This window comes from Corynebacterium sp. P3-F1 (assembly GCF_030503635.1).
Classification (GTDB): Bacteria; Actinomycetota; Actinomycetes; order Mycobacteriales; family Mycobacteriaceae; genus Corynebacterium.
The window spans coordinates 754326-770387 of sequence record NZ_CP129965.1 but is presented as its reverse complement, the minus strand read 5'-3'; the positions used below and the strand labels follow the sequence as shown (position 1 = coordinate 770387).

Annotated in this window: 18 protein-coding genes; 13 read left to right on the top strand and 5 right to left on the bottom strand. The window is 64.0% G+C overall.

Annotation, left to right across the window (positions count from 1 at the left end):
* Window positions 1-11: 11 nt before the first annotated feature.
* From QYQ98_RS03610 to QYQ98_RS03555, 12 genes are all read left to right on the top strand, one after another.
* The gene (locus QYQ98_RS03610) at window positions 12-1289 is read left to right on the top strand and encodes a glutamate-5-semialdehyde dehydrogenase (RefSeq protein ID WP_302007400.1); all 1278 of its coding nucleotides are present in this window, start codon (window positions 12-14) and stop codon (window positions 1287-1289) included.
* 57 nt (window positions 1290-1346) lie between these two features.
* On the top strand, window positions 1347-2267 hold the full coding sequence (locus QYQ98_RS03605) for a hypothetical protein (protein WP_302007398.1): 921 nt from the start codon (window positions 1347-1349) through the stop codon (window positions 2265-2267).
* 7 nt (window positions 2268-2274) lie between these two features.
* Window positions 2275-2460, top strand: a complete 186-nt coding sequence (locus QYQ98_RS03600; RefSeq protein ID WP_302007397.1) for a hypothetical protein — start codon at window positions 2275-2277, stop codon at window positions 2458-2460.
* Window positions 2461-2519: 59 nt separating this feature from the next.
* Window positions 2520-3122 carry a nicotinate-nucleotide adenylyltransferase gene (nadD, locus tag QYQ98_RS03595; protein ID WP_302007662.1) on the top strand — a complete coding sequence of 201 codons (603 nt, stop codon included), beginning with the start codon at window positions 2520-2522 and terminating at the stop codon, window positions 3120-3122.
* A gap of 180 nt (window positions 3123-3302) precedes the next feature.
* Window positions 3303-3770, top strand: coding sequence for a ribosome silencing factor (gene rsfS, locus QYQ98_RS03590; RefSeq protein WP_302007396.1), 468 nt, complete (start codon window positions 3303-3305; stop codon window positions 3768-3770).
* Window positions 3771-3776: 6 nt separating this feature from the next.
* Entirely contained in the window at window positions 3777-4418 is a 642-nt protein-coding gene (locus QYQ98_RS03585) for a histidine phosphatase family protein (RefSeq protein WP_302007395.1), read from the top strand.
* On the top strand, window positions 4418-5212 hold the full coding sequence (locus QYQ98_RS03580) for a DegV family protein (RefSeq protein ID WP_302007394.1): 795 nt from the start codon (window positions 4418-4420) through the stop codon (window positions 5210-5212). The genes QYQ98_RS03585 and QYQ98_RS03580 overlap by 1 nt, the downstream gene beginning before the upstream one ends.
* A gap of 110 nt (window positions 5213-5322) precedes the next feature.
* Window positions 5323-5979, top strand: a complete 657-nt coding sequence (locus QYQ98_RS03575; protein ID WP_302007393.1) for a ComEA family DNA-binding protein — start codon at window positions 5323-5325, stop codon at window positions 5977-5979.
* Window positions 5979-7613 carry a ComEC/Rec2 family competence protein gene (locus tag QYQ98_RS03570; protein WP_302007392.1) on the top strand — a complete coding sequence of 545 codons (1635 nt, stop codon included), beginning with the start codon at window positions 5979-5981 and terminating at the stop codon, window positions 7611-7613. Before QYQ98_RS03575 ends, QYQ98_RS03570 begins: the two co-directional genes overlap by 1 nt.
* On the top strand, window positions 7573-8508 hold the full coding sequence (holA, locus tag QYQ98_RS03565; RefSeq protein WP_302007391.1) for a DNA polymerase III subunit delta: 936 nt from the start codon (window positions 7573-7575) through the stop codon (window positions 8506-8508). The genes QYQ98_RS03570 and holA overlap by 41 nt, the downstream gene beginning before the upstream one ends.
* A 65-nt stretch (window positions 8509-8573) precedes the next feature.
* Window positions 8574-8906, top strand: a complete 333-nt coding sequence (locus QYQ98_RS03560; protein WP_302007661.1) for an ankyrin repeat domain-containing protein — start codon at window positions 8574-8576, stop codon at window positions 8904-8906.
* Complete coding sequence (locus tag QYQ98_RS03555) at window positions 8903-9550, top strand: LysE family translocator (protein ID WP_302007390.1); 648 nt, start codon at window positions 8903-8905, stop codon at window positions 9548-9550. Before QYQ98_RS03560 ends, QYQ98_RS03555 begins: the two co-directional genes overlap by 4 nt.
* Here the strand turns inward: QYQ98_RS03555 and QYQ98_RS03550 are convergent.
* From QYQ98_RS03550 to QYQ98_RS03535, 4 genes are all read right to left on the bottom strand, one after another.
* The gene (locus QYQ98_RS03550; RefSeq protein ID WP_302007389.1) at window positions 9547-10443 is read right to left on the bottom strand and encodes a PHB depolymerase family esterase; all 897 of its coding nucleotides are present in this window, start codon (window positions 10441-10443) and stop codon (window positions 9547-9549) included. The two genes, QYQ98_RS03555 and QYQ98_RS03550, sit on opposite strands and share 4 nt — an antisense overlap.
* Window positions 10444-10543: 100 nt before the next feature.
* Window positions 10544-10807: a 30S ribosomal protein S20 gene (gene rpsT, locus QYQ98_RS03545; RefSeq protein WP_302007388.1), complete on the bottom strand. Its 264-nt coding sequence runs from the start codon at window positions 10805-10807 to the stop codon at window positions 10544-10546.
* Between the two features lie 195 nt (window positions 10808-11002).
* Entirely contained in the window at window positions 11003-11479 is a 477-nt protein-coding gene (locus QYQ98_RS03540) for a type II toxin-antitoxin system PemK/MazF family toxin (protein ID WP_302007387.1), read from the bottom strand.
* A gap of 75 nt (window positions 11480-11554) precedes the next feature.
* The gene (locus QYQ98_RS03535; protein ID WP_302007386.1) at window positions 11555-12253 is read right to left on the bottom strand and encodes a hypothetical protein; all 699 of its coding nucleotides are present in this window, start codon (window positions 12251-12253) and stop codon (window positions 11555-11557) included.
* Window positions 12254-12355: 102 nt separating this feature from the next.
* Here QYQ98_RS03535 and lepA point away from each other — a divergent pair, with 102 nt between their 5' ends.
* A complete protein-coding gene (lepA, locus tag QYQ98_RS03530) occupies window positions 12356-14206 on the top strand; it encodes a translation elongation factor 4 (RefSeq protein ID WP_302007385.1) in 1851 nt (616 codons plus the stop codon).
* Here lepA and QYQ98_RS03525 read toward each other — a convergent pair whose 3' ends face one another.
* Complete coding sequence (locus QYQ98_RS03525) at window positions 14207-16057, bottom strand: BCCT family transporter (protein ID WP_302007384.1); 1851 nt, start codon at window positions 16055-16057, stop codon at window positions 14207-14209.
* Window positions 16058-16062 lie beyond the last annotated feature (5 nt).

Sequence of the window (16062 nt, the reverse complement as noted above, 5' to 3'; positions counted from 1 at the left end):
AGTTGGCCAGCATGACTGATGCGAGAACCCGGGAACGCGAAGAGGTGCTAGCCAAGGCACGGGCAGCCAAGGCAGTCGCCCCCACGTTGGCGACGCTACCGACACCGGACAAGGACGCTCTTTTGCACGCCGCCGCAGAGAACCTCGTCGCGCACTCCGAGGAGATTCTCGCCGCGAACCACCGCGATATCGAGGCCGGCCGTGAAGCGGGCATGGACGAAGCGCTGATCGACCGTCTCGCCTTGTCCCCGGAACGCATCGACGGCATCGCGGGTGGCCTACGCCAAGTTGCAGGGCTCAAGGACCCGGTGGGGGAGGTGCTGCGAGGCAGCGTCATGCCCAACGGCATCAGGATGAAGCAGGTCCGCGTGCCGCTCGGCGTCATGGGCATGGTCTACGAAGCCCGCCCCAACGTCACCGTCGACGCGTTCGGCCTCGCGCTGAAATCCGGCAACGTGGCGCTGTTGCGCGGCTCGAAGTCCGCGCGCCAGTCAAACGAGGCGCTCGTCGCCATCCTCCAGGACACCGCCGAACAGCACGGCCTGCCGCGCGAGATCGTCCAGCTCCTGCCGTGCGAGACCCACGATTCCGTCCAGGACCTCATCACCGCGCGCGGCCTCGTCGACGTGGTCATCCCGCGCGGCTCCGCGCGCCTGATCGACGCGGTGGTCACCGGTGCGACTGTCCCCGCGATCGAGACCGGCACCGGCAACTGCCACTTCTATATCGACCGCGACGCGGAGCTGAACTCCGCCATCGACATGCTGCTCAACGGAAAGACGCGGCGCGTGTCCGTGTGCAATGCGACAGAGACAGCGCTTATCGACGCCACCCTTGCCCCCGCCGACCAGCTCCGCATCATCACCGAACTGCAGCGGGCGGGGGTGCGGGTGCACGGGGATGTCGATAAGCTCGCTGCTCTTGGCGCGGAAGACGTGATTCCCGCAACGGACGCCGACTGGTCCGACGAGTACCTCTCGATGGATATCGCCGTCCAGCTTGTCGACGGCGTGGACGGCGCGATCGCGCACATCGCCCGCTACTCGTCGGGGCACACCGAAGCAATCGCCTCGTTGAACGCCTACACGTGCCAGAAATTCGCCGCGGAAGTCGACGCGGCCGCCGTGATGGTGAACGCCTCCACCGCCTTCACTGACGGGGAGCAGTACGGAATGGGCGCCGAAATCGGCATCTCCACCCAGAAGCTCCACGCGCGAGGGCCCATGGCCTTACCAGAGCTGACCAGCACGAAATGGATCCTCGAAGGAACTGGCCAGACACGCCCGTAGTTTTGGTTTAGGATATGTGCGTCCTACAACTTCACACAGGTTCAGAGGAACTCCGCCGTGTCCCACCTTCTCTCGCGCCGTCGCGCCCTCACCGTCGTCCTCGCGTTCGTTCTCGCAGTCACTGCGACCGTCATTCCCGTCGCGCCCAATCGGGCTGAAGCCCGCGCATGCCCAGCCGTCGCCGTCATCGCCGCCCGCGGATCCGGCCAACCCAACATCGGGCGCACCAGCTACGCCCAAAGCCCATGGCTGTCCAACGGCTGGGAGGGCGAGCACATCCGCGCGTTCCTACGCACCTCGGAGAACCGCTACCGGGCCACCCACAACGGGCGCTCGCTGATGAACAGCGTGGAAGTCCTGGGCCTCGGCCCCGAGTACTACCCGGCATTCATGCCCGAGTACCACGGCCCTATTCCCGCCCTTCCACGCACCCTGGCCCAGACCCTGAACCTTGTGGGGCTGTACGCTCTTCCCCTGTTCAACATGGGTGTTCAAGCCGCCAGTGACTTCGTCGGCTCCGTTGGAACGGGCCGAGTCGGGGTCATCCGCCAGATCGACGACTACCAGCGTGCCACCGGCTGCCGTCCGCAGTACGTGGTCGTCGGCTTCTCCCAAGGCGCGATGATCCTCCAAGACGCCGAACGCGAAATCGCGCGCCGCGGCCAGCTCGCGGGCGCCGTCTACCTCGGCAACCCCATGACTGCGCCGGGCGATCCCGCCACCATCGGTGTTGCCGGGGGCGGTGCTGGCGGGATCATCGGCTGGTCGCCGTTCAATTCCAAGACATCCGCAGCGACACCTAACCGCGCGAACTACTGCCTTCCCCTCGACGGTGTGTGCGACGCATCGCTCGAGACTCTCCGCGCCTCTAAGGCTACCGGCGGCAACCACGGCCGGTACTTCGTCGGCCCGTCCCGCTGGGATAATGTTGTCGCGGACCGTTTTGGCAGCTGGGTGGATGGGGTACGATACCGCTAGATGCTGGTTGAGAAAACTCCAGCCGCACTCCGCCAAAGAAAACGACACGAGCTTGCCCAAGGTCGTGGAATGGCTCGTGCCGTTGCTGGCGACAGACGGCATCATCCCCGGTCTCGCGGGACTGTTCCAGAAGCTGTACCCGTCGGGGCGACTGATCCCGTACTACCAGCCGAGCAACTCCATCACGCTATGACGAACGCAGACACAGCAGCGGCGTTTCCCACCGAAGGGAAGCCGGACGGTAACAGCACTATGTCCCGGCGCATCGGGATCATGGGCGGCACATTCGACCCGATACACAACGGCCATCTCGTGGCGGCGAGCGAAGTCGCGGATGTCTTCAACCTCGAAGAGGTCGTCTTCGTCCCCACCGGCCAGCCGTGGCAGAAGGCGGACCGCCGCGTGTCCGACGCGGAGGACCGCTACCTGATGACAGTGATCGCCACCGCTTCCAACCCCCGTTTCCACGTGTCCCGGGCGGACATCGACCGCGGCGGCCCCACCTATACCGTGGACACCCTCAAGGACATCGCTGAGCTCTATCCGGGCGACGAGCTCTTCTTCATCACGGGGGCGGACGCACTTGCCTCCATCATGTCGTGGCGCGACTGGGAGAAGATGTTCGACCTCGCCGAATTCGTCGGCGTCACCCGGCCAGGCTACGAACTCACGGAGGACATGCTGCCCGAGGTCCACCGCGGCCGTACCCACCTGATCCAGATCCCCGCCATGGCCATCTCGTCGACGGACTGCCGCGAGCGCGCCTCCCAGGGCCGCCCGGTGTGGTACCTCGTGCCGGACGGGGTGGTGCAGTACATCGCCAAGAACGAGATGTACGCCAACTGGCCAGACTGAACCCTTCATGGGACAATACGTAGGTTGACCCGGTCTCCGCATCGCGGAGCCGGCTGAAGCGCACGACATTGGCATGAAGCTGGCGATGGTTGAGCCGGAACGGCCTCTTGTGAACGCGCAGAATGTCACAAACCGACCCGAACTGACTGATACCGAACTGACACAGAAGGAACCGCACGTTTGACTGCTTCGGACACCGCCCGCGAATTGGCCATCGTGGCCGCTCAGGCCGCCGACGAGAAATTGGGGCGTGACATCGCCGTCATCGATGTCACCGACGTCATGGCCATCACCGATATTTTCGTCGTCGTCTCCGCTGACAATGAGCGCCAGGTGGCGGCCATCGTCGAGGAAGTCGAGGACGCACTAACCAAGGCGGGGGCGGAGCCGAAGCGTCGCGAAGGCAACCGCGAATTCCGCTGGGTGCTCCTGGACTACGGGACGTTCATCGTGCACGTCCAGCGAGACGCGGAACGAGAGTTCTACGGCCTTGACCGTCTGTACGCGGACTGCCCGCTCATTGAGGTGGAAGGCGTCGAGCCCCCGGCGCGTCCCGGTCAGTTCGCCGATGATGCGAACGTCCGCTCGCTGGAGACGATCGAGGAGCTCCCCCTCGCCGGCGAGGGCCCCGGCGACAACGATCTGTAGGCCGCCATGAGCCGACGCCTAATTATGATGCGGCACGGTCAGACCACGTACAACGCTGGTCGCCGTATGCAGGGGCAGCTGGACACACCGCTTTCCGACGTCGGGTTGGCCCAGGCCCACGCCGCTGCCGACTGGCTCGACAACATGGGCATCATCAAGATCGTGTCGTCGGATTTGAGCCGGGCGCGCACGACAGCGGAGATCATCGGCCGCAAGCTCGGACTTGAGGTGGAGACTGATTCCCGCCTGCGTGAGACCCACTTGGGGTCGTGGCAGGGCATGACACACCTGGAAGTGGACGAGGCGTTTGTAGGTGCCCGCGCGGCATGGCGGCACGACCCAGCCTGGACACCGCCGTCAGGGGAGTCGCGGTTGGATGTGGCGGAGCGGGCGCGGCCGGTCGTCGATAAGCTGATGCGCGAAACCGAATGGGACGGGCACGCTGTGCTGCTGGTCGCGCACGGCGGGACAATCGCGGCGCTGACCGCGAACCTGTTGGGACTTGACCACTCCCAATACCCTCTGCTCAAGGGGCTGAACAACACGAATACCTCGCAGCTGTCCGCGCGCCCGCGGTTCGGCGGAGACGGGTCATGGGATGACATCCAGTGGTACCTCGAGGCGTGGAACCAGGGGGCGGCGCGCTAATGGCTGTCCGAGTCGTCACTGATTCTTCGTCCGGCGTCCCGGAGGATGTGGCCGAAGAATTGGACATCACCGTCCTCGATCTGCACATGGTCGGAGACGAGGAGACCTCCACCTCCGGGCTGTCCGCGCTCGAGCTCGCAGCGGCGTACGCGCGCCAGTTGGAACGCGGCGGAGACGACGGAATCGTGGCGCTCCACTTATCCAAGAAGTTGTCGTCCACGTGGTCTGCGGGAGTGAGCGCCTCGGCTGTTTTCGACGATGCCGTGCGCGTAGTGGATACCGACTCCGCCGGCATGGCGGTCGGTGTCGCCGCGATCGTGGCGGCCGCCTTCGCACGTGCCGGTGCCGATCTCGACGGCTGTGTTACCGCCGCCGAAGCCACCCTGGCGATGTCCGAAACCTGGCTTTACCTCCGCCAGCTCGATGACATGCGCAAATCAGGCCGCCTGTCCGCCACGACCGCGGTGTTGTCCGCCGCGTTACTGGCCACAAAGCCGATCCTGCGGGTAAACGACGGCAAACTCGAATTGGCCATCAAGACGCGCACCCAGTCGAAGGCATTCACGAAACTCGTCGCCCATGTCGTGGAGCGTGCAGACGGATTGCCGGTGTTCGCGGCCGTGCAATACAGCGGCGACGAGGATAACGCCGCGTCCCTCGCGAAGATGCTCGAAGAGGCGCTCGACCCGCAGTCGACTGTCCGACTCGCCCCGTTACCGGACTCTGTCGCCGCCCACACTGGCGAGGGCGCGATCGGGTTGTCGGTCTTCTACATCACCGACGAGCAAGATTAGAACCCCGCCACGCGGCTGATTCCACAGGTCGGTGACGCGTCAACACGGTTATCCACAGGAAAAATGCGGATCGCTTCGCCGCGCTTCAGGCGGGCCGTAGCGTGAGCCGCATGAACGTATCGCAACGCCTTGCCGAACTCACCCGGCCCACCGGGGAGGAAGACCTCATGGCCGTGGACTACCCGGAGCCACGCTTCGCCGTCGCCCCGAAACAAGCAGCGGCCGCGGTGGCGGCAGTTCTCCTGCTCGTCGCTGGATGGTTCGTCGTGCGCGGCGGCGAACCGGAACCGGAGTGGGACTCCGCGGATGCCACCGTTTCCTCCACACCCCCTTCCACCGTCATCGTGTCTGTCGTCGGTGCTGTTGAGCAGCCAGGGCTGGTCACGCTCGATGAGGGAGCCCGGGTGGCTGACGCGCTCCAACAGGCTCGCCCGTCACCCGATGCGGAACTGCTCAGCCTCAACCTCGCGCAGGTGCTCGCCGACGGCCAGCAGATCGTCGTGTTGGCCAAGGGCGACGCCCCACCCGATGCTGCGGCGGGGGCGGGAGCGGCAGCACCCGGTGGCACGGGTGCCTCGGGCATCTCGCTCAACACGGCGTCGGCGCAGGATCTCACCGAACTCCCTGGTGTGGGGGAAGCGACAGCGGCGGCGATCGTGGCACACCGCGAATCCATCGGGACGTTCACAAGCATTGAGCAGCTTCTCGACGTCAAAGGCATCGGCCCCGCCAAATTCGATGCCATCAAGGACCTGGTCAGCCTCTGATGAGCGAGCTGCGTCTGGTGCCTGCCGCAGTGGTGGTGTGGGCAGCGGCGATGGCGGTCATCCTCTCTGGCCCGGTGGCAGCTTTGAGTGTCATCGCGGCGGCTGTCGTCGGGTGCGCGGTGTGGCGCCAGCCAGGGCAGGCGATTCTCAGCGGCGGACTCGGGGTGTGCTCCGCGGCCGTGGCGTGGGCGCGGTGCTCCCGTGCACGGGCGACGAGTTTCGGCAGCACATTCAACGGCTCTGTCAGCGGGGCGCCGAAACAGCTCGATTCGGGAGACTGGCTGGTCAACGTGAACGTGGCCGGATACCCGGTGCCGGTCCCTGTTTTTGCCAAGAAGATTCCGGATCGCACTGTCGCAGGCACGCTTGTCGATGTCACCGGCACCGCGAAAGAATCCACCCGCCCCGGAGTCGGCTCCGTGACCTTCAACGGGGATGTGGACGTGATCGGCCCGCCGACCGGATTCGCCGCCTTCGCCGCGGGTGTGCGCGAACGATTCACCGGGGCTGTCGACGCAGCGGTGGGGGACTACACCCAGGGGCTGATTCCCGGGATGGTGATCGGGGATGTCTCTTCCCAGTCGTCGGAAGAGAAACAGACCTACATCGACACCGGGTTGAGCCACCTGAGTGCGGTCAGCGGCGCGAACTGCATGTACGTCGCCACCGCGGCGCTGTTGGTCGCCCGCGTATGCAAGTTCGGTCTGCGCGCGCAGATCGCTGCGGCCGGATTGGCTCTCATCGTCTACGCCGGGCTCGTTGGGCCGGAACCGAGCGTACTGCGGGCCACGGTCTCAGGTCTCGTGGGGTTCACCGCTGTGATCGCTTCCACCCGCGCAGAGCCGATTCACGTGCTGTGCCTGTCTGTCATCGGTCTCGTTCTGGTGGACTCAGATTTGGCGGTCAACTACGCGTTCGCGCTGTCCACCGCGGCGACAGCTGGAATCGTCGCGGTCTCCCCGCTGATCTACCGCGCACTCGCCCCGCTGGGGTGGCCCGACATCGTGGGGCGGGCAGTGTCCGTCGCTGTTGCGGCGGATCTCGCCACCGCCCCGATCATTGCGCTGATGGCGGGAAAAGTCTCACTCGTGGCAGTTGTGGCGAACGTTCTCGTCAGTCCCGTTGTCGGAGCCGTGACGGTGCTGGGAATGGCGGCCGCGATACTGGCGCAGCTGCACCAGGCTCTGGCTGCCCCGCTGCTCTGGGTGATCCAGCCGCTCGCCGGATGGATCCGCGTCGTTGCCGACACCGGAGCCCATCTTCCCGCCAGCACGATCAATGCCCGGCCAGCGACGGTGGCGGTGTTCTACGGCTGGGTTCTCGCGGGCTTCATCGCCGAGCGGCCCCGGCTCACCATCACCATCACCATCACCATCACCATCACCGTCGCCGGGGTGGTCGCGGCTGCGGCGGCGGGGTTGGGAGAGGCGGTGGAGGTCGATAAGCGGAATGCGTACGTCGTCGAATCCGAGGCGGACATTGGCCCACTGCCGCCCGGGACGACGGTGGTGGTCGTGCGGGAATCCAAGAAGCGGGACCGGCCGGTGGTCACGCGCGAGGGCGTACCGGTGATCTACCCGTACAATGACCAGCATGGTCAACCCGATCCAGCCGGTTCACTTCGTCGTCGGTGAGGACGAATTCCTCGCCGAGCGCGCCACGAAGAGCATCATCGGCGCAGCCGGCCCCGCCGCAGAGGTGACCAGGCTGCGTGCCGGCGACGTCACGGCGTCCGAGCTCGCGCAAGCCACCAGCCCGTCGCTGTTCGCTGAGGAGCGGGTCGTCGTGGTGGCCAACACGGAGCTCGCAGGCAAGGAACCGACCGAGCTTCTGCTGCGAGCGGCTCTCGACCCCGCGCCGGGCATGACCCTCGTCATCACCCACAGCGGAAAAGGCCGCAACAAGTCGTACGTGCCGAAATTCCGGAAAGCTGCCGAGGTGCACGAAGCGAACCCCCTCAACCAGCGGGAGAGGCAGAGCTGGGTCACCGCGGAATTCCGCCGCCACGGAGTGCGCCCCACACCGGACGTGATCGGGGCGTTGCTCGAGTCGGTGGGATCGGATCTGCGCGAGCTGGCCTCCGCGATCGAGCAGCTCGTCGCCGACACCGACGGCGAGATCACCGTCGCGGGGGTGCGCGCCTATTACACCGGTGTGGCGGAAGTATCCGGCTTCGACATCGCCGACCAGGCGGTGGCCGGCCGAACGGACCGGGCTTTGGCTAGCACGCGGCGTGCGCTCCAGCTCGGCATCAGCCCGGTCGCGATCGCGGCGGCGTTGGCGAATAAGGTCGGCGACATCGCCAAGCTATACCAGACCAGCGGCAACCCCGAACAAATCGCGCGAACGGTGGGGATGCACCCGTTTGTGGCCAAGAAGACGATGCAGGTCGCGCGCAACTGGTCGGGCAGCGCCGTCAGCGAAGCGGTGATCATCGTCGCCGAGCTGGATGCCACGGTCAAAGGCCAAGGAGGCGACCCGGAATTCGCGGTGGAGGACGCTGTCCGGCGCATCGCGCAGCTTGCGTGATAGTGTGCGTCACCGTGACTGAGATTCCCGCAGACGTGCAAGAGTTCGCCACCCGTCTATTCGACATGGCGCGAGGCGGCGACGCGACATTATTGGATTACGTGGACCAGGGTGTGGCCGTGGACCTGACCAACCAGGACGGCAACACGTTTCTCATGCTCGCTGCGTACTCCGGGCACGTCGACCTGGTCAAGGGGCTCATTGAGCGCGGAGCGGACGTGAATAAGCTCAACGACCGGGGGCAGTCGCCGCTCGCAGGCGTCGTGTTCAAGAAAGAAGACGAGCTTATCGACGTCCTTTTGAACTCCGGTGCCGACCCCACCGCCGGAACCCCCGACGCCATCTCCACGGCCAAGATGTTTGAACGCGGCGACCTAGTGGAGAAGATGAGCAAGTGAATCCCGCGGACCTCGCGGCAATCGTTCTTCTGAATCTGGCAGGTGCGGCCACGCCGGGGCCCGACATTGTCCTGCTCACGCGCCTGGCCACCCGTTCCCGTAAGCACGCTATTGCGGCGACGCTGGGGATTTACGTCGGGGCGTTCTTCTGGATCACCCTGACGGTGTTGGGTGCCGCTGCACTGCTCAATGCGTTTCCGTGGCTGTTGGAGCTCATCCAGGTCGCGGGCGGCGCCTGGATCATGTTCATGGGGTTCACCACCGCCCGCCAGGGATGGAGGGACCGGGAGAACCCTCCGGTGGACATGGACGAGGCGGAAGAGCGTCTGGGCACGACGCGGGACAGCTTCTTCAAGGGCCTGACCACGAATCTGTCCAACCCGAAGATCGTGCTGTTCCTTGCCGCTCTCGTCGCTCCGCTGCTGCCGCCGAGCCCAAGCATCGGCACCGCGGCAATCGTGATCTTCGCACTCTGGTTCACCGCGTTCCTGATGTTCATCGGGTTCAGCCTGGTGGTGTCCACGGAGCGTGTGCGCCGCACACTCTTCAGCGCTGGGCCCTACATCGATCTTGCGGCCGGGGGGTTCTTCATTGTTGCCGGAACGTTCTTGATCGTCCGCGGCATCGTTGGACTGGGGTCTTAGCCTAGGAAGAACTTCACTGCTTGGTCAGTCGCGCCGGGGAACCACGCGTGCCCGCCGCCGCGGATTTTCCGCATTTCGGTGCGTGCCACGCACCCAGCCGGTGCGGACACTGTGACGTTACCGTACTGGTGGGTGCCCACTTTCTTCATGTCGCACCCGTTTCGCCGGCCGAAATCAGCGAACACACTCGGCACGGAGCGGTACGGTGCACCGTGGCGGACACCGCCGTCGAAGCTGACGACGCCGTCGTTGTCGGCGTGCATGATCAGGGTCGGCACAGTGCCCGGAGCACAGTTGGTCACGGTGGGGTTGTAGTACGCGCCAGCCACACTGGCGACACCGGCGACAAGGTCGGGCGCGTGGCACGCCAAGGCAGCCGCCATGCCGCCGCCGTTGGACAGGCCGGCGGCGTAGATGCGCTTCCTGTCGATCTTGTGCATGGATCCGACGTTGTCCACCACAGCGTGGACAAAACGGATGTCAGACCCCATCGACGTGTGCGCGTATGGGGAGCCGCCCCACGCGTCGCCCATGCCCTGCGGATACACGACAATGGCGCGGTCGCCGGCGGCGCGCTCGAGTTGCTGGTAGGAGCGGGTGGCTCCGGCATCGTGTTTCCAGCCGCCAAAGCCGATGATGACGGGGTAGGCGCGCATCGGGTTGTAGTTGCGCGGTAGAACCAATGTGTAGGGGCGGATCATGCCGTCCACGTTGACGGCGCGGAAACCTAGGCCGGACTGGCTGAGCGATTTCGCGATGCCCTCGGCTTGGCTCGCCCCTTGGGAGGAGAGCTGCTGCAGGTCAGGTTGTGCTGTTGCTTCGGCGGGAAGTGAGGTGACCGCGACAGTGGCGGCGAGGAGTGCGGCGAGCACACCCCGTCGGAGTTTTCTCATGAGGGAGATCATACGGTGGCCAAATGTCTGTGTCACTTTGGCGCGCAAGAAAAATTCCCCGCCACCATCATGGTGAACGGGGAATCTTGGCCAGCGAAAACTAGCTCAGCTTGTTCAGGGCGCGGGCCATGTTGGACTTCTTGTTGGCCGCGCTGTTGCGGTGGAAGACGCCCTTGGTCACTGCCTTGTCCAGCTTGCGGGAAGCAACGCGCAGCTGCGCTTCCGCCGCGGTCTTGTCGCCGGACTCGACGATCTCGTTGAACTTGCGGATCTCGGTGCGGACTGCGGAGCGGATGCCCTTGTTGCGGACACGGCGCTTCTCGTTGGTCAGGACGCGCTTCTGCTGCTGCTTGATGTTAGCCATGAGGTACCTCTTGAAACTCTCGTTGAAAATTCTCGATGCATTCGGCGTCACAGACTGAAAGTGGGAGTGCAGCACCGCAGCTTGTGCGACCGCGGACCCAAGGTCCTGCCCGCGGTGTACGGCGCACCCGAGCATTCAGCTGGTGCGAATAACGTTCACACCTTAACAGCTGGCGGATTCAACCTAAAAATCGCGTTAGCTCCACTTGAAGTGCCTGCGCAAGTGATCGGCGATGTGCTCGAAACGGCGGGCGGGGAAGAGGGCACCGCGGCGGCGCAGGTCTGTCTCGGGGATGAACAGTGTCTTGTCGAGCCGGACCCAGCAAGGTTCTCCGGTTGGTTTCCATTCGCCGCTGCCGATGGCCAGCCAGTCGGAATCGTTGGCGTGGTCGTCGTTAGCAGAGATGAGCAGGCCGAGGACATCGTGCCTGTCCCTGCCGACGACGAGCATCGCGCGTTCCTTCAGCGGGGTGGTGGGAACGTTGAACCAGACCACTTCGCCGGGTTCTGCCTGCCCGTCCATGTCGGGGGCGTAGAAGATGCTGCGCGAGATGTCACCTGTGGGGACGACTCGGGTGCGGGCTGCCTGGCGACGCTCTCGGGTGGGGGAATTGCCCATGCGTCCGTTGAGGATCTGCAGTCCTTGGTCGAGCGCTGTCGGCTTATCGGTCAAGCGCCGCGAAAATCTGCGCGAAAACTTCATTGTTGTCAAAGGGTAGTGGGTGAAAGGGGGCGTCGACAAGCGAATTTAGAGGTCCATGCGCTCGATGCTGGACCGAAGATCGGTGAGCGCTTTGGGTTCGCCGGTGTCGCGAGCGAGGCGTGTTTGGGCGAGTGCTTGCTGGGTCAGCGCGCGCCAGTGCTCGGAGCTGAGCGGCAGGTTGTTGGCCTGGCAGTAGTTGTACAAGCCGATGCACTGATCGAGGACGTCGTTTTCTTCCGCTGTGAGGGTGAGGCGGTCGACGATGAAGACGGGGAGCACGGCCGCGGGTTCGCCCCCGAAACTTTCGACGAGACGCTGGTGCGGTGTGACAGGGCGCGCCTCCGATGAGCGGTGACCTAAGAACTGCACCAAGGAGAAGAACCGGAAGCAGAAGGCGACGAGGCCAAGAAAAACGCCGGAAAATACGAATGCGACCTCGTTCGTCGATCCGACGCCGATCACGATGAGGGCGATCGCGACGATGGTGAGCGCGACAGAAAACCAGACACGATTCAGTGCGGCCGCGGATTTTTTCTTGGCAGGCGGGCCAGCAGTGACCGGCTCGAGGAAGTGCGCGAATTCGTCGTACGTGCGGAATGTGTGCGCGTTTGAGCCCTCCATGAGCTGGCCTAAGTTTTGCGGAAGCACGAAGCGGCCGAAGTCTTTGGGGAACAGCAGGGTGGCCGCGTTCCATTCGCGGCGCATCGGTTGAGCACCGAGCCACGGGTTGGGGTGGTCTGTCATCGCCTTGCCTCCTTTATGCCGCTCACCTTACCCCGCGGCGGCAATTGCTCCCTGATGTTGTGCTCACGGTATGGTGACCTTAGTTTTTCAGGAGGGATGGCGATGGCGAAGACGAGCACCAATTTCGCGTTGACGACGTTTACGGATCCGGCCCGGATTCGTAATTTCTGCATCATCGCGCACATCGACCACGGCAAGTCGACCCTCGCGGACCGCATCCTCCAGTTGTCCAACGTGGTCGAGGCGCGCGACATGCGCGACCAGTACCTGGACAATATGGACATCGAGCGCGAGCGCGGCATCACGATCAAGGCGCAGAACGTGCGCCTGCCGTGGACGACTGCGGACGGGCAGCAGACGATTCTGCAGATGATCGATACCCCCGGCCACGTGGATTTCTCGTACGAGGTATCGCGTTCGCTCGACGCGTGCGAGGGAGCAATCCTGCTTGTCGACGCAGCCCAGGGCATCGAAGCCCAGACCCTCGCGAACCTGTACATGGCGATGGAGAATGATCTCGAGATCATTCCGGTGCTGAACAAGATCGACCTGCCCGCGGCGGATCCGGAGAAGTACGCCGGGGAGATCGCACACATCATCGGTTGCGAGCCGGAGGATGTGCTGCGCGTGTCCGGCAAGACCGGAGAGGGTGTGCCGGAGCTTTTGGACAAGGTCGTCGAGCTGGTCCCGCCGCCAGTGGCTTTGGCAGCTGAGGGAGCCGATGCTCCCGCCCGCGCGCTCGTCTTCGACTCCGTGTACGACACGTTCCGCGGCGTGGTCACCTACATCCGCATGATCGACGGCAAGCTCGAATCGGGCCAGAAGGTCACGATGATGAACACCGGTGTCACCCATGACATTCTCGAGATCGGCATTGTCTCCCCGACGATGCAGAAGGCGAAGGGCCTCGGCCCGGGCGAGGTCGGCTACCTGATCACAGGTGTGAAGGATGTTCGTGAAACGCGTGTCGGCGATACGGTTACCTGGGCGAACAAGGGGGCGACCGAGCCGCTCGCAGGCTTCGAGGACGTCAAGCCGATGGTCTATTCGGGCCTGTTCCCCGTCTCGCAGGAGGACTTCCCGGCCTTGCGTGAGAGCTTGGAAAAGCTTCAGCTTAACGACGCCTCTTTGACCTGGGAACCCGAGACCTCCGTCGCCCTCGGCTTCGGTTTCCGCTGCGGATTCCTGGGCCTGCTCCACATGGAGATCACCCGTGACCGTCTGGAGCGCGAATTCGACCTCGACTTGATTTCCACCGCGCCAAGCGTGACCTACCGCGTCGTCGCCGAGGACGGCTCGGAGTCGCTGGTGCACAACCCTTCCGACTGGCCGGGCGGAAAGCTCCAGGAAATCTACGAGCCGGTGGTGAACATGACGCTCATCGTGCCCCAGGAATTTGTGGGCACCACGATGGAACTGTGCCAGTCCAAGCGCGGCCAGATGAAGAATATGGAGTATCTCTCTGAAGAGCGCGTGGAACTGCGCTACATTATGCCGCTCGGCGAGATCATCTTCGACTTTTTCGACATGCTCAAGTCCCGCACTAAGGGTTATGCCTCCCTCAACTACGAGGAGGCGGGCGAGCAGGAAGCCGACCTGGTCAAGGTGGACATTCTGCTGCAGGGTGAGCCAGTCGATGCGTTCTCCGCCATCGTCCACCGCGATTCCGCCCAGTGGTACGGCAACAAGATGACGAAGAAGCTCAAGGAGCTCATCCCGCGTCAGCAGTTCGAGGTGCCCGTCCAGGCCGCCATCGGCTCCAAGATCATCGCCCGCGAGAATATCCGCGCTCTGCGCAAAGATGTCTTGTCGAAGTGCTACGGCGGCGACATCTCCCGTAAGCGCAAACTCCTGGAGAAGCAGAAGGCCGGTAAGAAGCGCATGAAGTCCATCGGTTCCGTCACGGTGCCGCAGGAGGCGTTCGTCGCGGCCCTGTCCACGGACGAGGAATAGCTAGGAATCGTCGTCGACGCAGTCGTCGACTTCTTCGCGTCTGTAGCCGTCCTCCCACGTGTCGTCGGCGTAGTTGTAGCCGACGCGGTTGCCCTCCTCGTCGGAGCGTTCGTACCAGCGGGTGTACTTGTCGTCGGTGGAGTCGAATCCTTCGCCGGCGCCGTCGCCTGCGCGAGCTTCTTGGATGACGAGCTCGAAATTGTCGCCGTATTCCTCAAGGCCGTGCCAAACGGCGTACTGCAGGGCGGTATCAGCGTACCGGTCGCGGATGGAGTGCGGGTCCGTGCGTAAATCTTGGACAAAGGCGAAGAGCAGAGCCAGCATCACGATGGAGAATGGCAGCGCGATCAGCACGGTCAGAGACTGCAGCCCTGACAGCGCGTCCTCGCCGCCGGCGAGCAGCATGACCACCGCAACGCCCATCATGCACAGACCCCAGAACACCGACACTTTCTTATTGGAGTCCGGGTCGCCCTTGGATGACATCGTGCCCATCACCACCGATGCTGAGTCAGCGGTGGTGATAAAGAAGACAGCCAGAATGCCCACGAGGATGTAGGGGGTGATGGAGCTTAGGGGGAGGGCGTCGAAAAGCGAGAAAAGTACTTGCTCTGGAGTCGCCGTGCCGTCGAAGCCCGGGACTCCGTCGCGCGAGAACGAGATGGCGGTGCCCCCGAAGATGCTGAAGGCGAGAATGAGGATCGTAGTGGGGACAACGACCGTCATCACGATGAATTCGCGCAGGGTGCGGCCGCGGGAAATCTTGGCCAGGAAGGTGCCCACGAACGGTGCCCACGAGATCCACCACGCCCAGTAGAACGCGGTCCAGTCCGACTGGAATTCCAGGGTCTCTTTGCCCCACGATAAGGAGCGCGACGCCATGTTGAAGAACTGGTCGAAGTAGTAGAGCGTCCCCGACGGGATCAGGTTGATCAGCAGCAGTGTTGGGCCGGTGAAGAAGATGAAGACCATCGCGAGGCCCGTCAGAGAAATGTTGATATTGGACAGGATCCGGATGCCTTTAGACACTCCCGTGACAGCGGAAACGACGAATCCGGCGGTGAGCACGGCGATGATGACCAAAAGGATCGTGGTGCCGATCTCCCAGTCGGTGACGATCCCCAAGCCTTCACCGATCTGCAGCGCCGCGATACCGAGCGACGCTGCGGTGCCGAACAGTGTCGCGGCGACCGCCATGATGTCGATTACCCGCGAGAGCGCGCTGCTGTTCTTATTCTCCCCGTGAATGGAAGCGAACAGGGACGACATGAGCAGTGGGCGCCCGCGGCGGTACGTCGAATAGGCGATCGCGGCGCCGACCAGGGAGTAAATCGCCCACGGGTTGAAACCCCAGTGGAAATTCGACTGCGCGATCGCTCCGTGCATCGCCTCCTCGGTGCCGGCATGGTTCGTCAGCGGGGGAGGGTTGAGGAAGAACTCCAGCGGCTCCGACGGCCCGAAGAAGAAGATACCCACGCCGATGCCCGCGGCGAACATCATCGCGATCCAGGAAAAGCGGCTGAATTCCGGTTCTTCGTCGTCTTTGCCCAGGCGAATCTCGCCCATGCGGGTGAATGCAATCACCACCACCAGCACGAGGCACACGAACATCACGATGTTGAACAGCCACCCAGCGTGCTCCATGCCCCACGAAAAGGCGGCATTCGCTGTCGTGGATACCGAGTCCGGGCTGTAGACACCCCACCCGATGAAGGCCAGAATGAGTGCCGCGGCGACACCGAAGACGACCTTGTCTACCCCGAATTCGTACCGTTGTTCCTCGACACTAATGCCCCTGACTAGACCGGGGTGCATGCCGTCTGGATACTGCGGGTCGCGTTTGGCCGCCATGGTTC

Bases quoted from the DNA above. Each gene is read 5' to 3' on its own strand.
- QYQ98_RS03610 (WP_302007400.1), top strand. From the start codon at position 12: ATGACTGATGCGAGAACCCGGGAACGCGAAGAGGTGCTAGCCAAGGCA.
- nadD (WP_302007662.1), top strand. From the start codon at position 2,520: ATGTCCCGGCGCATCGGGATCATGGGCGGCACATTCGACCCGATACAC.
- QYQ98_RS03585 (WP_302007395.1), top strand. From the start codon at position 3,777: ATGAGCCGACGCCTAATTATGATGCGGCACGGTCAGACCACGTACAAC.
- QYQ98_RS03580 (WP_302007394.1), top strand. From the start codon at position 4,418: ATGGCTGTCCGAGTCGTCACTGATTCTTCGTCCGGCGTCCCGGAGGAT.
- QYQ98_RS03575 (WP_302007393.1), top strand. From the start codon at position 5,323: ATGAACGTATCGCAACGCCTTGCCGAACTCACCCGGCCCACCGGGGAG.
- QYQ98_RS03570 (WP_302007392.1), top strand. From the start codon at position 5,979: ATGAGCGAGCTGCGTCTGGTGCCTGCCGCAGTGGTGGTGTGGGCAGCG.
- holA (WP_302007391.1), top strand. From the start codon at position 7,573: ATGGTCAACCCGATCCAGCCGGTTCACTTCGTCGTCGGTGAGGACGAA.
- QYQ98_RS03560 (WP_302007661.1), top strand. From the start codon at position 8,574: ATGGCGCGAGGCGGCGACGCGACATTATTGGATTACGTGGACCAGGGT.
- QYQ98_RS03550 (WP_302007389.1), bottom strand. From the start codon at position 10,443: ATGAGAAAACTCCGACGGGGTGTGCTCGCCGCACTCCTCGCCGCCACT.
- rpsT (WP_302007388.1), bottom strand. From the start codon at position 10,807: ATGGCTAACATCAAGCAGCAGCAGAAGCGCGTCCTGACCAACGAGAAG.
- QYQ98_RS03535 (WP_302007386.1), bottom strand. From the start codon at position 12,253: ATGACAGACCACCCCAACCCGTGGCTCGGTGCTCAACCGATGCGCCGC.
- lepA (WP_302007385.1), top strand. From the start codon at position 12,356: ATGGCGAAGACGAGCACCAATTTCGCGTTGACGACGTTTACGGATCCG.
- QYQ98_RS03525 (WP_302007384.1), bottom strand. From the start codon at position 16,057: ATGGCGGCCAAACGCGACCCGCAGTATCCAGACGGCATGCACCCCGGT.